We start from the raw sequence: 21,157 nt of genomic DNA on the forward strand, positions 1-21,157 counted from the left end.
CACCGGCCGGTGCGCCGGGAGCGACGTCACGAGCGCGCCGTTCACCGCGGGGGGCGCCGCGCGGGTGGCCGTCGCCGGCTTCGGCTCCGGCAGGGTCGCGCACACCGCGTCCGCCTCGCCGTCCGAGGCCGCCGGGACCGCACCCGTCTCCAGGTACCGGACCAGGTGCTCGTCGACGCACGTGTTGCCCCGGAGCGTCACGCCGTGGTTGCCGCCGCCCTGTTCGACGACCAGGCGGGAGCCGCGCAGCAGCTCATGGGCGGTGACGGCGCCTTCGTACGGGGTGGCCGCGTCCTCCGTGGCCTGGAAGAGGAGGACCGGGGGCAGCGCGTCGTTCGTGACGTCCACCGGGGTGCGGTGCGGCACCGGCCAGAACGCGCAGGGCGCGTTGTACCAGGTGTTGTTCCAGGTCGCGAACGGCGCCTTCCCGTGCACCTCGCGGCTGTCGCCGCTCCAGGTGCTCCAGGTGCCCGGCCAGCGGGCGTCGCGGCACTCCACCGCCGTGTACACCGAGTAGCCGTTGTCCGCCGAGGCGTCCGGCGCGGCCATCCTCCTGTAGGCGTCGACCAGCGGCGCGGTGTCACCGTCCTTCACGTACGCCGCGAACGCCTCCGCCAGCCTCGGCCAGAAGCCGTTGTGGTACGCGCCCGGCAGGTACGTGTCCTCCAGCTCCGCCGCGCCGACCTTCCCGCCCGCCGGCTTCTCCCGGAGGGCCGACCTCATCTCGTACCAGCGGGCCTCGACGCGCCCCGGGTCGGCGCCGAGACCGTACGTCGCGTCGTGCTTCGCCACCCACGCCATGAACGCCCGGTGGCGGTCGTCGAACGCGTGGTTCTGCGCGAGGTTCGCGTCGTACCAGACCCGGGCCGGGTCCACGACGGAGTCGAGTACGGCCCGCCGCACGCGCTGCGGGAACAGCTTCGCGTACACGGCGCCCAGGTACGTGCCGTACGAGTAGCCGAGGTAGGTGATCCGCTCCGCGCCCAGCGCCGCGCGGATCGCGTCCATGTCGCGCGCGGCGCTCACCGTGTCCATGTACGGCAGCAGCGCCCCGTGCTTCTCGCCGCACGCCTGCGCGAACGCCGCAGCCCGCTCCCTGTTCCGGGCCTCGTCTCGCAGGGTGCGCGGCACCGAGTCCGGGCGTACGGGCGTGAAGTGGCCCGGCCTGCAGTCCAGGGCCGGCCTGCTGGCGCCGACGCCCCGCGGGTCGAAGCCGATCACGTCGTACTGCGCCGCGACCTTCGCCGGGAGGGCCGCCGCCACGTACCCGGCCAGCGTGCGGCCGCTGCCCCCGGGGCCGCCCGGGTTGACCAGCAGCGGGCCCTGCGACGTGGCCGCGGTGTGCGGGATCCGGGTCAGGGCGAGCGTGATCCGCTCGCCGTCGGGCGCGTCGTGGTCGAGCGGCACCCGCAGCGAGGCGCACTGGAGCTTCGGGTACTGCTGGGTGGCGCACTTCTTCCAGGTGAGCGGGGGAGCGGCGGGTGCGGACGGTTCGGCGGCCGACGGGGCGGCGGCGACCGTGCCGGCGATCAGCGCCCCCGCGGCGATCAGGACTCCTGCGCGTGTCTGCATCCGGCCAGTCTCGGGGCGGGAGCGCCCCGATCAGCGCCGTACGGCCCCCGTACGGGCGGAGTTGACCCGATCGGGGGTCGCGAGGCGGGGCGCGCCGGTGTCGGGCGCCTGGCCGGGCGTCAGAGGAGCGTGAGCTGCGTCGCCTCCGGTGACGGCTGGTCCTGCGGCTCGCTGATCCGCCGGGCCTCGCCGCGCCGTGCGGGGCCGATGCCGTACTCGGCGGCCAGCTCGTGCACCTGGCGGGTGATCCGGCGCTGGTACCAGGTCGGGGCGTAGGCCCCGGCGGCGTACAACTGCTCGTACCGGCGCACCAGTTCCGGATGGTGCTCCCGCAGCCACGCCATGAACCACTCGCGCGCGCCCGGCCGCAGATGCAGCACCAGCGGCGTGACGGACACCGCCCCGGACGCGGCGATGGCCCGCACCGTGTCCCGCAGCTGCTCCGGCCGGTCGCCGAGGAACGGGATGACCGGCGCCATCAGGACCCCGCAGCCGATGCCGACGCCGGACAGGGTCCGTACGACGTCGAGGCGCCGCTCGGGCGCAGGCGTGCCCGGCTCGACGGTCCGCCACAACGCGTGGTCCGTGAAACCGACCGAGACCGAGATGCCGACGTCCGTGACCTCCGCCGCCTGCCGCAGCAGATCCAGGTCGCGCAGGATCAGCGTGCCCTTGGTGAGGATCGAGAACGGGTTGGCGCGGTCGCGCAGCGCCTCGATGATGCCCGGCATCAGGCGGTAGCGGCCCTCGGCCCGCTGGTAGCAGTCGACGTTCGTGCCCATGGCGATGTGCGCGCCCTGCCAGCGCGGCGAGGCGAGCTGGCGGCGCAGCACGTCCGGCGCGTTGACCTTCACCACGATCTGGGTGTCGAAGCCGAGGCCCGTGTCGAGGTCGAGATAGCTGTGCGTCTTGCGGGCGAAGCAGTACACGCACGCGTGGGTGCAGCCGCGGTACGGGTTGACCGTCCACTCGAACGGCATCCGCGAGGCGCCCGGTACCCGGTTGAGGACCGTGCGGGCCCGGATCTCGTGGAACGTGATGCCGCGGAACTCCGGTGTGTCGAACGTGCGGGTCGTGACCGCGTCCGTACCGAACAGCGCCGCGTCGCCGGGCGCGGCCGCCTCGGCGGCGCCGTCCGGGCGGTCCCCCAGGTTGTCCCAGCGCATGGCGGCCTCCTCGTCGTACGGGACGTCTGCGACTCACAATAGAACACCTGTTCCCATGATCGCCTCCGCCCGGATTTGGGCCCGCCCGCCGCAGGTGGTTGGCTGGTGCCCCCTGACGAACGACTGCTGGAGGACATGGCGATGGGGCAGGTCGAGGCCACGACGGAGCGGGTCATCGCGGCGGACGCGGAGACGGTGTTCGACGCGCTCGCCGACTACAAGGACACCCGAGCGAAGCTCCTGCCCGAGCACTTCAGCGCGTACGAGCTGCGCGAGGGCGGCGACGGCGAGGGCACCCTCGTGCACTGGAAGCTCCAGGCCACCAGCAAGCGCGTCCGCGACTGCCTGCTGGAGGTCACCGAGCCCGCGGACGGGCAGCTCGTCGAGAAGGACCGCAACTCCTCCATGGTCACCACCTGGACCGTCACGCCCGCGGGCGAGGGCCGCTCCAAGGCCGTCGTGACCACCGTCTGGAACGGCGCCGGCGGCATCGGCGGCTTCTTCGAGCGCACCTTCGCGCCGAAGGGGCTCGCTCGGATCTACGACGCCGTCCTCGCCAGGCTCGCCGCCGAGGTCGAGAACCGGCCGGGGCAGTCCGAGTAGTTCGAGTAGTCCGAGGAGGTGGGGCAGCGCGGCGCGTCGGAGGCCGCGGCTGCTCCGCGTGTCACCGGTTCGAGTGGATTTTCCGACCGCTCACCGGCGTGCACGGCGCACCGCCCGGCGCCTCCCTGGAACGGCGCGCCCGCCGAACCCGCTGCTGAGCGCCCGTCGAACGCCTCGGCGGGCCGCTCACGCCCCCGAAACCCGCCCCTCTCGCCCCGCATTGCGCCCTTGATCACGGTCCGGGCGCGATGCGAACAATGGGCGCCGCGCACGCACGCGCGCGCCGCCGGTGCCGCGCCGCCGGTGTCGCGGAGCCGGTGTCGCGGAGCCGTGGCGCCGCAGCTCGCGGCGAGCGGTGAGCAGCGAGACGAGGGGAGCAGGTTTCGTGGGTGGGATCACGCTGACGAAGGACGACAGGCCGGCGGGGGACACCCCGCACGGCACCGCGGCACCACCGTCCTCCGGCGGTGCGGCCGCCCACCCGGGCGGCGCCGGCCGGGCCGCTGCGGCCGCACCCGCTCCCTTCCCGCCGGCCGGCCGCCGCCGTACCGGCGTCGTCGTCATCGCGCTCGTCCTCGCGGTGCTCGTCGCCGCCCTCCAGCAGCTCGGCGTGGCCACCGCGCTCCCCGGCATCGCCGCCGACCTGCCCGGCCGCGCCGACCACGTCTCCTGGGCCGTCACCGCCTATCTGCTCACCGCCACCGCCTCCCTGCCGCTCCACGGCAAGCTCGGCGACCTCTACGGGCGCAAGGGCATGTTCCAGTTCGCCCTCGTCCTGTTCGTCGCCGGCACCGCACTCGCCGGCTGGGCCCGCAGCCTCGACGAACTCGTCGCCTTCCGCGCCGTGCAGGGCCTCGGCGCCGGCGGCATCCTCACCGGCGCCCAGGCCATCGCCGCCGACCTGGTGCCCGCCCGCCGGCGCGGCCGCCACCTCGGGCTCCTGGGCGCCGCCTTCGCCGTCGCCTCCGCCGCCGGGCCGCTCATCGGCGGGCACATCGCCGGACTCGCCTCCTGGCGCTGGACCTTCCACCTCGCCGTACCCCTCGGGCTCCTCGCCCTCGCCGTCGTCGGCGCCGCCCTGAAGCTGCCGCCGCCCGCGCGCCGCTCGCGCCCCGACATCCTGGGCGCGCTGCTCCTCACGGCCGCCGTCAGCTGCGTCGTCCTGCTCATCGCCTGGGGCGGCACCCAGTACGCCTGGAACTCGCGCGTCGTACTCGGCCTCGCCTGCGGGGCCGTGGGCACCGGCCTCCTCTACCTCGTCGTCGCGTACTGGGCGCCCGAGCCCGTCCTCCCGCTGCGGCTGCTGCGCGACCCGGTGTTCCTGGTGTCCGCGCTCGTCGCCGCCGTGCTCGGCGTCGCCCTGTTCGGCGTCGCGACCTTCCTGCCCGTGCTCCTCCAGCAGTCCGGCGCGTCCGGCGCCCTCCACACCGCGGTCCTCATCCTGCCGCTCCTCGGCGGGATCACCGTGGCCTCCCTCGTCTCCGGACACCTCATCAGCCGCACCGGCCACTACACCGTGTACGCGGTGATCGGCGCCGCCGTCGCCGTCGTCGGCATGTGGCTGCTCTCGCAGCTCGACGCGGACACGCCGCGCCTCGACCACAGCGTCTGGCAGGCCGTGCTCGGCACTGGTGTCGGGCTCGTCCTGCCGGTCCTCGTCCTCGCTGTGCAGAACGCCGCGCCCCCGGCCGACGTCGGCGCGGCGACCGGCGCCCACACGCTCTTCCGCCAGCTCGGCGCCTGCGCCGGCGTCACGCTGCTCGGCACGCTCTTCGCCGAGCCGCACGCCCTGCCCCCGGCCCTGCGGGACGGATACGCGCGGCTGTACGCGGACGCCGCACCGCGCATCCTGCTGCACCTCGTGCCCGTGCTCGCCCTCGGTCTCCTCGTCGCCTTCTTCCTCAAGGAGAAACCGCTGGTGTCCGACCCGAACGAACCGAACGATCCGAAGGGTCCGAACGACCCGAGCGACCCGAGCGACCCGAGCGACCCGAGCGACCCGAAGGACCCGAGCGACCCGACCGGGCCGTACGAACGCCGCCCCGCCGCCGCTCACGTCCCGCCGGCCCGCGACCCCGGCCGCGTCCCGCCCGCCGTCCCCGCACCCGCCGTCCCCGCACCCGCCTCCGACGCCTCCGGCACCTCCGACGCCGACCCGCGCCCCGGCCCCACCGCCGCCCTGCCCGCGTCCGGGCAGCCCGGTGCCCCCGTCCGCGGCATCGTCCGCCACCACGACGGCACGCGCGTCCCGGGCGCCGCCCTCACCCTCATCGACGTCCACGGCCGTCAGACCGGCCGCGGCGCCACCGACCCCGACGGCCGGTACGCGCTCAGCACCCCCGCCCCCGGCGCGTACGTGCTGATCGCTGCCGCCGGCGGCCACCAGCCGCAGGCCGTCACGCTCGCCGTCGGCACCGCGTCCGACGGGCCCGTCGAACGCGACGTCGTCCTCGGCGGCGCCGGCCGCCTGACCGGCACCGTCGCGACCCCCGACGGCACCCCGGTGCACGGCGCGGCCGTCACGCTCGCCGACGTACGCGGCGACGTCGTCGCCACCACCCGCACCGGCCCGGACGGCGCGTACGTCCTCACCGACCTCGTCGCCGGCACCTACACGCTCGCCGTCGGCGCGTCCTCGCTCCGCCCCGCCGCACTCCCCGTCGGCGTGCACGCGGACCGCGAGACCCGCCAGGACGTCGAACTCGCCGGCGGCGCGGTCCTGCGCGGCACCGTCCGGGCCCCCGGCGGCCGCCCCGCCGAGGACGCACGGGTGACCCTCGTCGACGCCGCGGGCAACGTCGTCGACACGCTCACGACCGGGCCCGACGGCATCTTCCGGTTCGTGGACCTGACCGCCGGCGCGTACACCGTCATCGCGTCCGGATACCCGCCGGTCGTCACGCCGCTGCAGGTGGCGGGCGGGGAGCGGACGGAACGCGACGTCCACCTGGGACACGGTGACTGACGGCCGATCAGTTCTGCACAGGGCACGAAGGATTCGGTCGATGACCGGCGCACAACCGGCGCACGGCCGTACCGTGGTGGGGAGAGCCGCGCCAGACCGTCGCGGCGGGGAAGGAGCCGGCCGGTCATGGACAGTGGCGTACCGCAGCAGGAGCCACAGGGGTTCCCCGAAGCGGCCCGCGTCCCGCTCGCCGTGGTCGTCGTCGACCGCGGCGGACGCGTCTCGCACTGGTCGACCGGGGCGCGCAGGCTCTTCGGACCCGACCGCGCGCAGGCCGTCGGCCGGCCCGCCGAGGAGCTCCTGCCCATCTCCGGAGCCCTGTACGGCGACGACGCCCCCGGCCGCCCCGGCGACCCGTACGGCGACTGGGGCACCGACCGGGACCCGGCCCCCTGCCCGTCGGCCGGCCGCGCCCGGCTGCCCCGCCCCGGCGGCGGCAGCGACCGCGACCGCGCCGACGTGCTGTGGTGGGCGTACCCGCTGACCGGCTCCGGACCCGAGCGGCTCCTGGTGCTCGCCGCCGACGCCGCGCGCTACGGCGACGAGCGCGGCGGCCCCGGACCGACCGGGCGGGTCGCACCCGGCTTCGCCCTGCACACCGAGTTCGAGGACGCCGAGGAACTCGCCCGCGGGCTGCCCGAGATCCTGCCCAGCACGAGCGTCCACGAGGCCACCCGCATCGTCACGCAGGTCCTCGAACTCGGCTACCCCGTCCTGGAGTTCAGCCACCGCGCCCGCATCCCCGTCACGCCCGACTGGGGCGTACCCCGCCGCGCCCGGCAGGTAGTCCAGCGGCAGGCACCCGCATCGCAGACACCGGTGCGACGCGGCCCTGCGGCGCGGGACGACACGGCGTACGACCTCGAACACGCCGCCGTCCGCGAACGCCTGGAGTTCCTCAACGAGGTCAGCTCCAGCATCGGCTCGTCCCTCGACCTCGCCCGTACGATCGAGGAGGTCAGCGCGGCGGTCGTGCCCCGGTTCACCGATGTCGCCGGCACCTACCTGCGCGAACAGGTCATCGCGGGCGAGGGTTTCCCGGACGGGCCGCCGGACGGTACGACGCTGTGGCACCGCGTCGCCGTCGAGCACGTCGACGCGCCCGGCCGCTGGGACGATGTGATCCCCGTCGGCGAGGCCATGCCGTTCCCCGTGCACACCCCGTTCTTCCAGTGCATGACCAGCGGCGAACCCGTCCTCGTCCCGCGCATCAGCGAGGAGGCGGGCACGGCCATCGCCGCCCAGTTCGAGAAGCGGGACATCCGGCCGCTCATCAACGGGCGCTCCATGCTGGTCGTCCCGCTCAAGGCGCGCGACGTCGTCCTCGGCTTCATGATCCTGCTGCGCCACCCGGAGCGCGCCCCGTTCGACGACATGGACCGCGTCACCGGCGCCGAACTCGCGGCCCGCGCGGGCCTCGTCCTCGACAACGCCCGCATGTACACGTACCAGGAGAACGTCGCCGAGACCCTCCAGGACTCCATGCTGCCGCACGTCCCGGCGCGGCTCCCCGGCTGCGACACCGCCACCCGCTACCTGCCCGGCACGCTCCTCGGCCGGGTCGGCGGCGACTGGTTCGACACCGTCAAGCTGCCCGGCTCCCGCACCGCCCTCGTCGTCGGGGACGTCATGGGGCACGGCATCAACTCGGCCGCGATGATGGGGCAGTTGCGGACCGCCGTACAGACCATGGCCGGACTCGACGTGCCGCCCGCGCAGCTCCTGCGCAACCTCGACGACCTCGCCCAGCGGCTCGGCGAGCACTACCTCGCCACCTGCCTGTACGCCGTGTACGACCCGGTCGCCGGCGAACTGGCCCTCGCCAACGCCGGCCATGTGCCGCCCGTACTCGTCCGCGCCCGCGACGGCCGCAGCGAACTCCTCGACCTGCCGTCCGGCGCGCCCGTCGGCGTCGGCGGCGTGCCGTTCGAGACGGTCCGCGTCCGCGTCGAGCCCGGCGACCGGCTCGTCATGTGCACGGATGGGCTGGTGGAGATGCGTGGCGAGGACATCGGCGTCGGCCTCGCCACGCTGTGCGCGTCCGCCGCGCACCCGGCGGCCTCCATGGACGACGCCTGCGACACCGTCATCCGCGCCCTCGGCAGCCGCGGCGGCCGGAAGGACGACGTCGCGCTGCTCATGGCCCGGCTCAACGGCATCGCCGCCGAGGACGTCGCCCGCTGGCGCCTCGACCCCGAACCCGGCGCCGCGCGCCGCGCCCGCCGGCTCACCCGCGCCCGGCTCGCCGACTGGGGCCTGCACGACCTCGCCGACACGGCGGAGCTGCTGGTCAGCGAGGTCGTCACCAACGCCGTACGGCACGCGGGCAGTGGCCGGCCGGTGGAACTCCGGCTCGTACGGACCGACATCCTGCTCTGCGAGGTCACCGACGGCGGCCACACCCTGCCCACGCTGCGTGCCGCGGGGCCCGGCGACGAGGGCGGGCGCGGGCTGCGGGTCGTCGGCGCACTCGCCCGCGAGTGGGGCGCGAGCCGTTCGGCGGACGGCACATCCGTGTGGTTCGAACTGCCCCTGCCGAGGAAGACCAGAACCTGACGATCTTTCGGCCCGTGGGTTGGGGAGGCGGCAGGACATGACCGAGACGAACCGCTGCACCGAGACGAACCGCTACAGGGACGCCTGGGAGGGCTTCTGGCGGGAGGCGTCGCCGGAGCCGGGCGCCGTGTTCTGGGACGCGGACCCGGCACTGACGGCGGCGGTCCACCTGCCGCTGTTCACGCCGCACCTCACCGAGCCCGGGCTGCCGCTCGTGGACCTCGGGTGCGGCAACGGCACCCAGTCCGTGTTCCTCGCCGGCCGGCTGCCCGGCCCGGTGCTGGGCGTCGACGTGTCGGCGGCCGCGCTGGAGCGGGCGCGCGCCCAGGACGCCGCGGGCGCCGTGCGGTTCCGGGAGCTGGACGTGACGGACGGTCCGGCGGTGGCCGCGCTGAGCGGCGAACTGGGCGACGCCAACGTCTACATGCGGGGCGTCCTGCACCAGACCGCGCCGCAGGACCGTGACGTTCTCGCCGGCACGATCGCCACGCTGCTGGGGGAGCGTGGCCGGGCGTTCGTCGTGGAGCCCGCCGAGGCCGCCGGAAAGGCCCTGGGCGCCCTGGCCCAGGGACCGGGCGGCCCGCCGGCCAAGCTCCTGCCGGTGCTGAAGCACGGCATCACACCGGGAGCCGTGGCCGACGCGGCCGTACCGGGGCACTTCGAGGCCGCCGGGCTCGACGTCCTGGCCTCGGGTGAGGCACCGCTCGCCACGACCGAGCACACGCCGGACGGCACCCCCGTCGAGCTGCCGTCGCTGTGGCTCGTGGTGGGCTGCGCCCGACGTCGCGGCTGACGTCGCGCCCGAGGTCGCGGTCTCGGTGTCGCGCCCGACGTCGCGGCCGGTGTCGCGCCCGACGTCGCGGCCGGCGTACGGGCGGCGCGGTCAGCTCTCCTTGCCGCGCCCCGAGATCGCGTCGCGCACCCTGTCGACGAGCCCCGTGCCCGGCGCGAGCAGCTTGTTGAGGGGCGGCCTGTCCGGGGCGGCCGGGTGCGGGCGGGTCGGCGCCGTCTTCTTGGCCGTCCGCACCTTGTCGCCGAGCCGGCTCAGCTCGTCGGGCGGACAGGACGCGCGCAGCCGCGGCATCAGATCGGCCTCCTCGTCGGCGACGTGCTCGCGGATCTGCGCCATCAACTGGACGATCAGCGCGTCGAACCGGGGGTCGCCCGCCTGGCAGCTCTCCAGGTCCTTCATCGTGCGCTCGGCGGCGCCGTGGTCCTCCAGTTCCTTGTCCGCGAGCGCGTCCCCGCCGGGAACGTGCTCGCGCACGGCCGGGTACAGGTACTCCTCCTCGGCGATCGAGTGGCGTACCAGCTCCATGGTCGCCTGATCGGCGAGAGTCTTGCGCCGGTCGTCGCCGGCGGGCAGCTCCTCGATGCGGGTGAACAGCTCTTCCACTTCCCTGTGATCGCTGATGAGCTCGCTGATCACGTCTCCGGCCTGGGGCATGGCTCCGCTCCTCTGTGGGGTGGCTCGGTTCTGTGGTGGTTCGGTGGATGCACAGGCCGGATACCACCGAAAGAGGGTGATATGCGTCATTCCCCTGCCGGGGCAGGCCGGGGTAGCGTGCGCGCAAGCGCATCGAACACACTGACGGACCGGTTGTGTACCCAGACCTCGCCCCGATCGTCGCGGCCACCACGCAGTGGCTCACCCGCGCCTACCCCGCAGGCGGAGGCGCCGTCGACCGCGCCCTCGCCGAGGCGCAGGCCCGGCAGGCCGTGAGCCTCGCGGCCGCCCTGCGCTACCCGACGGAGCTGGACGCCGCCCTTGTCGCCGTGACCGGCGCGGGCGGCGCCGACCGCCTGGACTGGATCACCGGCGCGGACAGCGCCGGCGACCCCGCGCCGTGGCGTACGTGGGTGGACGAGACGGTGGCGAGCTGGGCGGCGTGCCTGCTGGGCAGCCCGGAGCTGGCGGCCGCCGCGGTCGCCGCCGTACCGGACGGGGCGGAGTTCCGCCGGCTCCTCGTCCCCGGTGACCGCGACCACCGTGCCGCCGCCCTCCTGCGCCACCCGGACCTCCTGGCCCCGGTGGCCGGCCTCCACCGCGCGGAACTCCTCGCCCTGCTGTCCCTCACGGGCTCCGAGGACGCGACACCGGCGGCGTAAGGCCCCGGTCACCCTCCGGTCAGATCACCCTCCGGTCAGACAGCGACCGGCAGCAGCGTCGCGGCGATGCCCCGCGCGAGCTGCCCGACCCGGTCGGACGGAAGCCCCGCGATGTTGACGCGGCCCGCCGTGGTGCCGTAGACGGCGTGGTCGCGGCGCAGCGTGCGCATCTGCTCCGGCGTCAGCGGCAACCCGGCGAACATGCCCTTCTGGCGGGACAGCGGCTCCGCCCACGCACCGCAGCCCAGCGACTCCAGCGCCGCGACCAGGGCCGTCCGGTTGGCGGCGATACGGGAGCGCATCACGTCCAGCTCCGCGCGCCACGCCGCCCGCAGGGCCTCGTCCTCCAGGATCGTCGTCACGATCGCCGCGCCGTGCTCGGGCGGCATCGAGTACAGCGTCCTGGCCGCGTTCTGCAGGGCGGTCTCGACATGCCGCAGGGCCGCACGCGACGAGCCCAGCACGATCGCGCAGCCCGTACGGTCCGCGTACAGGCCGAAGTTCTTCGAGCAGCTCACCGCGATCAGCACCTCGGGCAGCCGCTCCGCCAGCATCCGCGTCGCCCACAGGTCGTCCTCCAGGCCGTCGCCGAGGCCGTGGTACGCCAGGTCCACGAACGGCACCCAGCCCGCGCCGGACGCCAGGTCCGCCAGCGCCTCCCACACCTCGCGCGTCGGGTCGACGCCCGTCGGGTTGTGGCAGCAGCCCTGGAGCAGCACGACGTCGTCGCGGCCCGCGCCGCGCAGATCGTCCAGCAGGCCCTGCGGTTCGGTCCAGCGGTACGTACGGACCGCGAGGCCCGCCGCCTCCAGGATCGGGCGGTGGTTGACGTACGCCGGGTCGCTGATCCACACCGTCGTACCCGGCCGCGTCTGCCGCACCAGGTCCGCGAGGAGCCGCAGCGCGCCCGTGCCGGCCACGGTCTGCACCGCGGTGGCCCGCGCCGTGAGCGTCCCGTCACCGAGGACGGTCGTCAGCATGGCGCGGTTGAAGGCCACGTTGCCGGACAGGCCCCGGTACTCCTTCGACGCGGAACGCTCCGCCAGGCGTATCTCCGCGTCCCGCACGGCCCGCATCACCGGCGTCACGCCCGTGTGGTCCCGGTACACGCCGAGCACCAGGTTCAGCCGCTCCGGGCGCGGGTCGGCGCCGAACTCGGCGGTCAGGTCCCACAGCGGGTCGACCGGCGGGGGAGGCAGCAGTTCAAGCATGAGAGGAGACCTCCTGAGGGGGCAGGGAACGGGGACGGCGGTTCGCCAGGACCACGCCCGCCGTGATGAGAGGAACGCCGACGACGACCGCGGCCGTCGGCCGCTCGCCCAGCAGCGGGATCGCCAGCAGCACCACCGCCACCGGGCTCAGGCTGCCGATCACGGAGCTGCGCTCGGCGCCGAGACGCCGGATCGCGAACGCGTACAGGAGCCCGGCGCACAGCCCCACGCCCAGCCCCTGCACCACCAGGAACAGGGCGATGTCGTCCGCCGCCGCGTTCGCCAGACCGCTCGGCAGGGCGCCCACCGCCACCAGCAGCGCGACGAGCGCGAACGACGGCACGCACAGCAGCCCGATCGACCCCACCGGGTCGAGGTCCACCTCACGCAGCCCCACCGTGTACAGCGCCCACAGCCCGCTCGCGACCAGCAGCGTCCCCGAGCCCAGCATCACGTCGCGGTCGAACGGCACCGCGTACCGCGACACCAGCGCCACGACACCCACCGCGATCAGCGCGAGCCCGGCCCCCTGCGTCCCGCGCGGCAGCCCGCGCCCCCGCGCCACCATCAGCGCCGACACGAACAGCGGCACCATGCCCGGCACGATCGCCCCGACGAACGCCGCCGACGTCAGCGAACCGCCGAACATCGCCGCCAGGAAGAACGGCACCCCCGCCCCGCACACGATCTTCGCGGCGGGCCCCGGCCGCACGGCGGCCAGCGCGCGCCGCCGCCGCCACAGCGCGGGCGCCAGCACCACCAGCGGCACACCGAACCGCAGCAGTGCCGCGTCGGCGGGCAGCAGCGTCGACGCGCTCAGCGCCCGGGCGCTCAGCGCGAACGCCGCCCAGACCGACACGGTCAGCAGGAGCGCCGCCAGGCCCACCGCCTGCGGGGACATACGCAGCCCACGGCTCGGCGCGGGCGCCACCCCCGCGATGTTCGTCGCGACCAAGAAGTCCCTCCACAGCCCACAGAACGGATATCCGCAGCTCCCGCCCCGGCGAGGCAACGCTAGGGCTTCCGCCGCGGCAGCCGATTGCTAGTTCTGCCTCTCGGACCTATGTTTGGGGCAGAATCTGCCAAGAACCGGCCGGGAGGCCCCGTGGACGACACCGATCTGCAGATCATCCGCGAGCTGCAGGCCGACGGACGGCTCTCCAACCAGGACCTCGCCGACCGCGTCCGGCTGTCCCCCTCACCCTGTCTGCGCCGCGTCCGCCGCCTGGAGGAGTCCGGCCTCATCCGCGGCTACACGGCGATGGTCGACCAGGTCGCCTTCGGCCTGCCGATCACCGTGTTCGTCCGCATCCGCCTGGAACGGCACACGGCGGACGCCGTCGCCGTGTTCGAGGAGCACGTCGGTCTCATCGAGCACATCCAGGACTGCTACCTGATGGCAGGAAGCAGCGACTACCTGCTGCGCGTCGTCATCGAGAGCCTGGAGGCGTACGAGCACCTCGTCCGCCACCGCGTCCACGCCATCCCCGGCATCGCGTCCATCGAGTCGAGCTTCGCGTTCGGCAGCGTCAAGCAGTCCCGTACGTATCCGGCCCCTCGCCAGGCCCCGCCCCGCTGACGGGTCCGCACCTGGTCCGGGTCACCGCCGCCGCGTAACTTGTGGGCATGAAGATCCTCATCAGCGCCGACATGGAGGGCGCCACCGGGGTCACCTGGCCCGCCGACGTGCTGCCCGGCACCCCCCAGTGGGAGCGCTGCCGGACCATGTTCACCTCCGACGTCAACGCGGCCGTCCTCGGCTTCCTCGACGGCGGCGCCGACGAGGTCCTCATCAACGAGGCCCACTGGTCGATGCGCAACCTGCTCCTGGAACGGCTCGACGAGCGCGCCCAGATGCTCACCGGCAAGCACAAGTCGCTGTCCATGGTCGAAGGCGTCCAGCACGGAGACGTCGACGGCATCGCCTTCGTCGGCTACCACACGGGCGCCGGCACCGAAGGCGTCCTCGCGCACACCTATCTCGCCAACTCCATCACCGGCGTCTGGCTCAACGGCGTCCGCGCCAGCGAAGGCCTGCTCAACGCGCATGTCGTCGCCGAGTACGGCGTTCCCGTCATCCTCGTGACCGGTGACGACCTGACATGCCGGGACGCCGACGGATACGCTCCCGAAGCGCGTAAGGTCGCCGTGAAGGACTACGTGTCGCGGTACGCCGCGGTGTGCCGTACGCCCGCGCGCACGGCCGCCGACATCCGTGCCGCGGCCATGGACGCGACGCGTCTCGCCGTACGGAACGAACCGGTGCGCGGCGGGCCGTTCACCGTGGAGCTGGAGTTCGACGCCGAGCACCTCGCCGCGGCCGCCACCGTCGTCCCCGGCACGGCGGTCAGCGGCGAGCGGCGGGTCGCGTACACCAGCGGCACGATGTACGACGCCATCCGCACCTTCAAGGCGGTCACCACGATCGTCTCGGCCGCAGTGGAGGAGCAGTATGGCTGACCAGACCGCGCAGGACCAGACCGCGCACGACCCGGCCTGCCAGGATCCGACGGCGGAGGCGCTGGACGAGGCCGTGGCGTTCACGTCCGACCTCATCCGGATCGACACCACCAACCGCGGCGGCGGCGACTGTCGCGAGCGGCCCGCCGCCGAGTACGTCGCCGAACGCCTCGCCGCCGCCGGCCTCGACCCCGTCCTGCTGGAGCGCACCCCCGGCCGCACCAACGTCGTCGCGCGTATCGAGGGCACCGACCCGTCGGCCGACGCGCTCCTCGTCCACGGCCACCTCGACGTCGTACCGGCCGAGCCGGCCGACTGGACCGTGCACCCGTTCTCCGGCGAGGTCCGCGACGGGGTGGTGTGGGGCCGCGGCGCCGTCGACATGAAGAACATGGACGCGATGGTCCTCGCCGTCGTCCGCGACTGGGCCCGCCGCGGCATCCGGCCGCGCCGCGACATCGTCCTCGCGTACACCGCCGACGAGGAGGCCAGCGCGATCGACGGCGCCGGCTTCCTCGCGGACCGGCACGCGAACCTCTTCGAAGGCTGTACGGAAGGCATCAGCGAGTCCGGCGCCTACACCTTCCACGCCGGGCCGCGCATGGCCGTCTACCCCATCGGCGCCGGCGAGCGCGGCACGGCCTGGCTGCGGCTCACCGCCCAAGGCCGTGCCGGCCACGGCTCCAAGGTCAACCGGGACAACGCCGTCAGCCGGGTCGCCGCCGCCGTCGCCCGCATCGGCGAGCACCAGTGGCCCATCCGGCTCACCCCCACCGTCCGCGCCGCACTCACCGAACTCGCCGCCCTGCACGGCCTCGACACCATCGACAGCCTCGACCCGGACGCCCCCGGCTTCGACCCCGACGCGCTCATCGGCAAGCTCGGCCCCGCCGCCGCCCTCGTCGAGTCGACCCTCCGCAACAGCGCCAACCCGACGATGCTCCAGGCCGGTTACAAGGTCAACGTCATCCCCGGCCTCGCCACCGCCCACATCGACGGGCGGATCGTCCCCGGCGGCGACGACGAGTTCGTCACGACTCTCGACGACCTCACCGGGCCCGACGTCGACTGGGAGTTCGAGCACCGCGAGCCCGCGCTCCAGGCCCCCGTCGACTCACCCACCTTCGCCAAGCTGCGCGCGGCCATCGAACGGTTCGAACCCGACGCGCACGTCGTGCCGTTCTGCATGTCCGGCGGCACCGACGCCAAGCAGTTCTCCCGCCTCGGCATCGTCGGATACGGTTTCACCCCGCTGAAGCTGCCCCCGGGCTTCGACTACCCGGCGCTGTTCCACGGTGTCGACGAGCGCGTCCCGGTCGAGGCGCTGCACTTCGGCGTCCGCGTCCTCGACCACTACCTGCAGTCCGCATAACCCGAGGGGGAGTCTCCATGGTGCCCACGGGGGCCTACGGAACCTGGCCGTCACCGATCGACGCGCGGCTCGCCGCGGCCCACGACGGCCGTCCCGAATACGTGGGGACGGTCGGCGACGAGGTGTGGTGGACCGCGCCCCGGCCCGCCGAAGGCGGCCGCCGCACCCTCGTGCGCCGCCGCACCGACGGCACCGAGCAGCCGGTGCTGCCCGCCCCGTGGAACGTCCGCAGCCGCGTCATCGAGTACGGCGGACGCCCCTGGGCCGGTGCCGCCCGCCCCGGCGGCACCGGCGGGCCCCTCGTCGTGTTCAGCCACTTCCCCGACCAGCGGCTGTACGCGTACGCGCCCGACGGCGACACCCCGCCCCGCCCCCTCACCCCCGCCTCGTCGGACGGTCCCTCCGGCGACCCGCGGCTGCGCTGGGCCGACCCCGTGATCCACCCGGACCACGACGAGGTGTGGTGCGTCCTGGAGGAGCACACCGGCGACGGCCCCGGCGACGTACGCCGCGTCATCGCCGCCGTACCCCTCGACGGGTCCGCCGCCGACGACCGCTCCGCCGTACGGGAACTCACCGACGACCGGCACCGGTTCGTCACCGGGCCGCGCCTGTCGCCCGACGGGCGGCACGCCGCCTGGCTCGCCTGGGACCACCCGCTCATGCCCTGGGACGGCACGCTCGTGATGAAGGGCCGGGTCACCGATGACGGGCCGTTCACGGGCGTCGGCCCGGTCGCCGGGGACGTCGACGAATCCGTCTGCCAGGTGGAGTGGGGCGCCGACGGATCCCTGCTGTACGCATCCGACCGCGGCGGCTGGTGGGAGCTCCACCGGATCCCGCCCGGCGGCACCACCGCGACCCCGCTGTGCCCGGGGCGCGAGGAGGAGTTCGGCGGGCCGCTGTGGAAGATCGGCCTGAGCTGGTTCAAGCCACTCGACAGCGGGCTCGTCGCCGTCGTCCACGGCCGGGGCACCACCGCGCTCGGCATCCTCGACCCCGAGACCGGCGAACTCGTCGACGCCGCGGGCCCCTGGACCGCCTGGGAGCCCACGCTCGCCGTCCACGGCAGCCGCGTCACCGGCGTCGCCGCCAGCCCGCGCAGCGCGTACGAGGTGGTGGAGCTCGACACCGGCACCGGCCGCGCCCGCGTCGTCGGCTCCCCCCACCAGGACCCGGTCGACCCCGCGTACTACCCGGAACCCCAGATCCGCACCTTCACCGGGCCCGGCAGCCGCGAGATCCACGCCCACATCTACCCGCCGCACAACCCCGACCGGGTCGCCCCCGACGACGCGCTCCCGCCGTACGTGGTGTGGGCGCACGGCGGCCCCACCAGCCACGCGCCGCTCGTCCTCGACCTGGAGATCGCCTACTTCACGTCACGCGGCATCGGCGTCGCCGAGGTCAACTACGGCGGCTCCACCGGCTACGGCCGCGCCTACCGCGAGCAGTTGCGCGAACAGTGGGGCGTCGTCGACGTCGAGGACTGCGCCGCCGTCGCCGAGGCGCTCGCCTCCGAAGGCACCGCCGACCCGGCCAGGCTCGCCATCCGCGGCGGCAGCGCCGGCGGCTGGACCACCGCCGCGTCCCTCGCCGGCACCGGCGTCTACGCCTGCGGCACCATCAAGTACCCCATCCTCGACCTGGGCGGCTGGGCCACCGGCGGGACCCACGACTTCGAGTCCCGCTACCTGGAATCCCTCATCGGCCCGCTCGCCGAGGTGCCGGGCCGCTACCGCGACCGCTCGCCGCTCACCCACGTCGACCGGATCACCACACCGTTCCTGCTGCTCCAGGGTCTGGACGACGTGATCTGCCCGCCCGTGCAGTGCGAACGCTTCCTCACGGCCATGGCCGGGCGCGGCATCCCGCACGCCTACATCGCGTTCGAGGGCGAGGGGCACGGCTTCCGCCGCGCCGAGACCCTCGTCCGCGCCCTGGAGGCCGAACTGGCCCTGTACGTCCAGACCTTCGGGATCGCACGGGCGGACGTGCCGCCGCTGGAGCTGAAGAAGTGACCCGTACGGAACGCGAGGCCGTTCAGCCGCTGGAGCCGCTGGAGCCGCTGGAGCCGCTGGAGCCGCTGGAGCCGCTGGAGCCGCTGGAGCGCCTTCAGTCCGTGGAGCGCCCTGAGTCCGTGCAGCCGCTGGAGCGCCTTCAGCCCCTGGAGCCCCTGGAATCCCGGGAGCCCCTGACGCCGCTGACCCGGCCGGCGCGGCTGCGCCCCGGCGCGCGCGTCGCCGTCGCCGCACCGAGCGGGCCCGTGCCCGAGGAGCAGCTGCGGACCGGGCTCGACATCCTGCGCGGCTGGGACCTCGACCCCGTGGCCACGCCGCACGCCCTGGACCGGCACCCCGCCTTCCGCTACCTGGCGGGCACGGACGAGGACCGCGCCCGGGACCTCCAGGCCGCCTGGTGCGACCCGGACGTGTCCGCGGTGATCGCCGCACGCGGCGGGTACGGCGCCCAGCGCGTCGTCGACCACCTGGACTGGGACGCGATGCGGGCCGCCGGGCCCAAGGTGTTCGTCGGCTTCAGCGACGCCACCGCCCTGCACGAGGCGTTCGCGCGGCGCCTGGGCCTCGCGACCCTGCACGGCCCGATGACGGGAGCCGTCGCCTTCGTCAAGGACGCCGGCACACAGGAGGCGCTGCGGGCCACGCTGATGGACCCCGGGTCCGCCCTGGTGCTGGGCCGCGACACGGCCCGCCCTCTGGTGCCGGGCCGCGCGCGGGGCGTCACCGCCGGGGGCTGCCTGTCGCTGCTGACGGCGGGCCTCGGCACCCCGGACGCCCGTACGTCGCTGCGCGGGGCGCTGCTCCTGCTGGAGGACGTGGGGGAGGAGCCGTACCGCATCGACCGGATGCTGACCCAACTCCTGCGCGCGGGCGTGCTGGACGGTGTCGCCGGCGTCGCCCTCGGCTCCTGGGAGGGCTGCGGCCCCTACGAGGCGGTGCGCGAGGTGCTGCGGGACCGCCTGGGCGGCCTCGGCGTCCCGGTCGTCGAGAACCTCGGCTTCGGCCACGTGACGCCGGCCCTCACCGTCCCGCTCGGCGTCCCGGCGGTCCTGGACGCGGACGCCGGGACGCTGACGCTGGAGGAACCGGCGCTGCGGTGACGCCCGGTCAGGCGTTGTCTGCCCGGAGCGCGGCGTACCCCGGGCGTACGACCTCGTCGATGATGCGGCGGCGCTCCGGGAGCGGCAGGAACGCCGACTCCACGGCGGCGACCGTGAACTCCTCGAAGACCTCAGGGCCGTAGCCGAAGGCGTCCGCCATGTGCTGGAACTCCTCGCTCATGGTGGTGCCGGAGACCAGCCGGTTGTCCGTGTTGAGGGTGATGCGGAAGCCGAGCCGGCGCAGCTCGTCGATCGGGTGCGATGCGTAGTCCTTCGCGGCGCCCGTCTGGAGGTTGGAGGTCGGGCAGACCTCCAGGGCGATGCGGTTGTCGCGGACGTACGCGGCGAGGTGGCCCAGCGTGCCGTCCTCGGCGATGTCGTCGGTGATGCGCACACCGTGGCCGATGCGCTCGGCACCGCACACCTGCACGGCCTCGTGGATCGACTCGGCGCCGACGGCCTCGCCCGCGTGGATCGTGAAGTGGCAGTTGTGCCGCTTCAGGTGCTGGAAGGCGGGGAGGTGGCGGGCCGGCGGGTTGCCGATCTCGCCGCCCGCGATGTCGAAGCCGGCCACGCCGCGCTCGCGGTGGGCCACGGTCAGCTCCGCGATCTCCAGGGAGCGGTCGGTGTGCCGCATGCCGGTGAGCAGCGTGCCGACGGTGATCCGCCCGCCGGTGCGCCGCTCGCCCTCGCGGAAGCCCTCGTTGACGGCGTCGACGACCTCGTCCAGGGTCAGCCCGGCCGCCAGGTGCTGCTCGGGGGCGTACCGCACCTCGGCGTAGACGACACCGTCCGCCGCCAGGTCCTCGGCGCACTCGGCGGCGACCCGGAACAGCGCCTCGCGGGTCTGCATGACCGCGCAGGTGTGCGCGAACGTCTCCAGGTACCGCTCCAGCGACCCGGAGTCCGCGGCGTCGCGGAACCACACGGCGAGCGCCGCCGGGTCCTCGGTCGGCAGGGCGGTGTACCCGCAGGCACGGGCCAGCTCGATGATCGTGGCGGGCCGCAGGCCGCCGTCGAGGTGGTCGTGGAGGACGGCCTTGGGGGCCCGGCGTATCCAGTCGGCGACGGGGAGCGACGAAGCGAGGTTGTCAGACAAGTGCATGCCGGGAGTGTAGGGCACACGCGGGGCGGGTGCCGCCTGGGCCGTGTCCGGCGAATCCGGGGCTCTGTCCCCGAACCCCCGCTGCCCCGAGGTGCGCTTCGGGGGCTGGGGGCGGAGCCCCGGTCAGTTCGACTGCAGCAGCGGCAGCGCCGGAGCCCCCGTGGGCAGCATGTGCTTGGCCGCCAGGACCGGGGTGTCCCCGATGCGGATCACCTGGGTGACCAGGACCGCAGGCGTGTCCGCCGGGCGCCCGAGCTGTTCGCCCCGGCGCTGGCCCAGGAGTGTCGCCGTCACGGTGCTGTGGCCGGCCAGCGGGACGCCGCGCGACGCGCCGGTCAGGACGGCCAGCATCGACGTACGGTCCGGGGCCGCCGCGTCCCGCAGGGCGGTCGCGAAGGCGGTGTGCACGCGGGCCAGTACGTCGTCGGGCGCCGCCCACTCCTGGCTCAGCGCCCCGGCCGTGCCCTCCGCCACCAGCAGCGACTCCCAGAACCGCAGCTCGGCCCTGGCCGGCGCGAGGAGGTGCTGAGTGGTGAAGTCGGTCGGCTCCTCCACGGTGCGCAGCAGCGCCCGTACGCGGACGGGCGCGCCCGTGCCCAGCAGGTCCTCCAGCGGCTGCACGTGCTCGAAGCCCCGCCGCGGCGGGCTGTCGTTGACCGTGCGGCCGACCCCGCGCCGTACCGACAGGAGCCCGTCCTCCTGGAGCAGCAGCAGCGCCTCCCGCAGGGCGGGCCGGCTCACGCCCAGTTCGGCGGCGAGCCGGGGCTCGGACGGCAGGGTGGAGCCCGGCGGGTAGACGCCGGCGTGGATGGCGTCCGCGATCCGCTCGTACAGCACCACGACCGGGCGCCGCCGCTCTGCGCTGACCACCGCTGCTCCTCCTCGCCTCACTTGTCAGCAGGTCAAGCGGCACGCTA

Annotated in this window: 17 protein-coding genes; 10 read left to right on the forward strand and 7 right to left on the reverse strand. The window is 74.5% G+C overall.

Features of this window, described 5'->3' with window-relative positions:
- Together HTZ82_RS20750 and HTZ82_RS20755 are read right to left on the reverse strand one after the other, a co-directional pair.
- Nucleotides 1-1,572 (reverse strand): alpha/beta hydrolase (locus tag HTZ82_RS20750; RefSeq protein WP_175410943.1); only part of this gene is annotated, 1,572 nt, incomplete at its 3' end.
- Nucleotides 1,573-1,691: 119 nt separating this feature from the next.
- On the reverse strand, nucleotides 1,692-2,738 hold the full coding sequence (locus HTZ82_RS20755) for an Rv2578c family radical SAM protein (RefSeq protein WP_175410944.1): 1,047 nt from the start codon (nucleotides 2,736-2,738) through the stop codon (nucleotides 1,692-1,694).
- Nucleotides 2,739-2,879: 141 nt separating this feature from the next.
- Here HTZ82_RS20755 and HTZ82_RS20760 point away from each other — a divergent pair, with 141 nt between their 5' ends.
- The 4 genes from HTZ82_RS20760 to HTZ82_RS20775 all read left to right on the forward strand — a co-directional run bounded on the left by HTZ82_RS20760 (nucleotide 2,880) and on the right by HTZ82_RS20775 (nucleotide 9,655).
- On the forward strand, nucleotides 2,880-3,341 hold the full coding sequence (locus tag HTZ82_RS20760; protein WP_175410972.1) for an SRPBCC family protein: 462 nt from the start codon (nucleotides 2,880-2,882) through the stop codon (nucleotides 3,339-3,341).
- 385 nt (nucleotides 3,342-3,726) lie between these two features.
- Nucleotides 3,727-6,306, forward strand: a complete 2,580-nt coding sequence (locus tag HTZ82_RS20765; protein WP_175410945.1) for an MFS transporter — start codon at nucleotides 3,727-3,729, stop codon at nucleotides 6,304-6,306.
- A gap of 126 nt (nucleotides 6,307-6,432) precedes the next feature.
- On the forward strand, nucleotides 6,433-8,862 hold the full coding sequence (locus HTZ82_RS20770; protein WP_175410946.1) for a SpoIIE family protein phosphatase: 2,430 nt from the start codon (nucleotides 6,433-6,435) through the stop codon (nucleotides 8,860-8,862).
- 37 nt (nucleotides 8,863-8,899) lie between these two features.
- Nucleotides 8,900-9,655 (forward strand): class I SAM-dependent methyltransferase, encoded by a 756-nt coding sequence (locus HTZ82_RS20775; RefSeq protein ID WP_175410947.1) that lies wholly within the window; start codon nucleotides 8,900-8,902, stop codon nucleotides 9,653-9,655.
- 90 nt (nucleotides 9,656-9,745) lie between these two features.
- On the opposite strand, the gene HTZ82_RS20780 is transcribed toward HTZ82_RS20775, so the two are convergent.
- Entirely contained in the window at nucleotides 9,746-10,309 is a 564-nt protein-coding gene (locus HTZ82_RS20780) for a hemerythrin domain-containing protein (protein ID WP_175410948.1), read from the reverse strand.
- Nucleotides 10,310-10,464: 155 nt separating this feature from the next.
- On the opposite strand from HTZ82_RS20780, the gene HTZ82_RS20785 reads away from it, so the two are divergent.
- Nucleotides 10,465-10,971: a hypothetical protein gene (locus tag HTZ82_RS20785; protein ID WP_175410949.1), complete on the forward strand. Its 507-nt coding sequence runs from the start codon at nucleotides 10,465-10,467 to the stop codon at nucleotides 10,969-10,971.
- Between the two features lie 35 nt (nucleotides 10,972-11,006).
- Here HTZ82_RS20785 and HTZ82_RS20790 read toward each other — a convergent pair whose 3' ends face one another.
- Both HTZ82_RS20790 and HTZ82_RS20795 read right to left on the reverse strand, forming a co-directional pair.
- Entirely contained in the window at nucleotides 11,007-12,182 is a 1,176-nt protein-coding gene (locus HTZ82_RS20790) for an aromatic amino acid transaminase (RefSeq protein ID WP_175410950.1), read from the reverse strand.
- A complete protein-coding gene (locus tag HTZ82_RS20795) occupies nucleotides 12,175-13,137 on the reverse strand; it encodes a DMT family transporter (RefSeq protein ID WP_254712009.1) in 963 nt (320 codons plus the stop codon). The genes HTZ82_RS20790 and HTZ82_RS20795 overlap by 8 nt, the downstream gene beginning before the upstream one ends.
- A gap of 150 nt (nucleotides 13,138-13,287) precedes the next feature.
- On the opposite strand from HTZ82_RS20795, the gene HTZ82_RS20800 reads away from it, so the two are divergent.
- From HTZ82_RS20800 to HTZ82_RS20820, 5 genes are all read left to right on the forward strand, one after another.
- Complete coding sequence (locus HTZ82_RS20800; protein WP_175410951.1) at nucleotides 13,288-13,761, forward strand: Lrp/AsnC family transcriptional regulator; 474 nt, start codon at nucleotides 13,288-13,290, stop codon at nucleotides 13,759-13,761.
- Nucleotides 13,762-13,808: 47 nt separating this feature from the next.
- Nucleotides 13,809-14,642, forward strand: coding sequence for a M55 family metallopeptidase (locus HTZ82_RS20805; protein ID WP_175410952.1), 834 nt, complete (start codon nucleotides 13,809-13,811; stop codon nucleotides 14,640-14,642).
- Entirely contained in the window at nucleotides 14,635-16,014 is a 1,380-nt protein-coding gene (locus HTZ82_RS20810) for a M20/M25/M40 family metallo-hydrolase (RefSeq protein WP_175410953.1), read from the forward strand. Before HTZ82_RS20805 ends, HTZ82_RS20810 begins: the two co-directional genes overlap by 8 nt.
- A 17-nt stretch (nucleotides 16,015-16,031) precedes the next feature.
- The gene (locus tag HTZ82_RS20815; RefSeq protein ID WP_175410954.1) at nucleotides 16,032-18,035 is read left to right on the forward strand and encodes a prolyl oligopeptidase family serine peptidase; all 2,004 of its coding nucleotides are present in this window, start codon (nucleotides 16,032-16,034) and stop codon (nucleotides 18,033-18,035) included.
- Nucleotides 18,036-18,208: 173 nt separating this feature from the next.
- Entirely contained in the window at nucleotides 18,209-19,135 is a 927-nt protein-coding gene (locus HTZ82_RS20820; RefSeq protein WP_175410974.1) for an LD-carboxypeptidase, read from the forward strand.
- A gap of 7 nt (nucleotides 19,136-19,142) precedes the next feature.
- Here HTZ82_RS20820 and HTZ82_RS20825 read toward each other — a convergent pair whose 3' ends face one another.
- Both HTZ82_RS20825 and HTZ82_RS20830 read right to left on the reverse strand, forming a co-directional pair.
- On the reverse strand, nucleotides 19,143-20,240 hold the full coding sequence (locus HTZ82_RS20825) for an adenosine deaminase (RefSeq protein WP_175410955.1): 1,098 nt from the start codon (nucleotides 20,238-20,240) through the stop codon (nucleotides 19,143-19,145).
- 123 nt (nucleotides 20,241-20,363) lie between these two features.
- The gene (locus HTZ82_RS20830) at nucleotides 20,364-21,110 is read right to left on the reverse strand and encodes a GntR family transcriptional regulator (RefSeq protein ID WP_175410956.1); all 747 of its coding nucleotides are present in this window, start codon (nucleotides 21,108-21,110) and stop codon (nucleotides 20,364-20,366) included.
- Nucleotides 21,111-21,157 lie beyond the last annotated feature (47 nt).

Source organism: Streptomyces sp. TRM64462, from assembly GCF_013362995.1.
GTDB lineage: Bacteria > Actinomycetota > Actinomycetes > Streptomycetales > Streptomycetaceae > Streptomyces.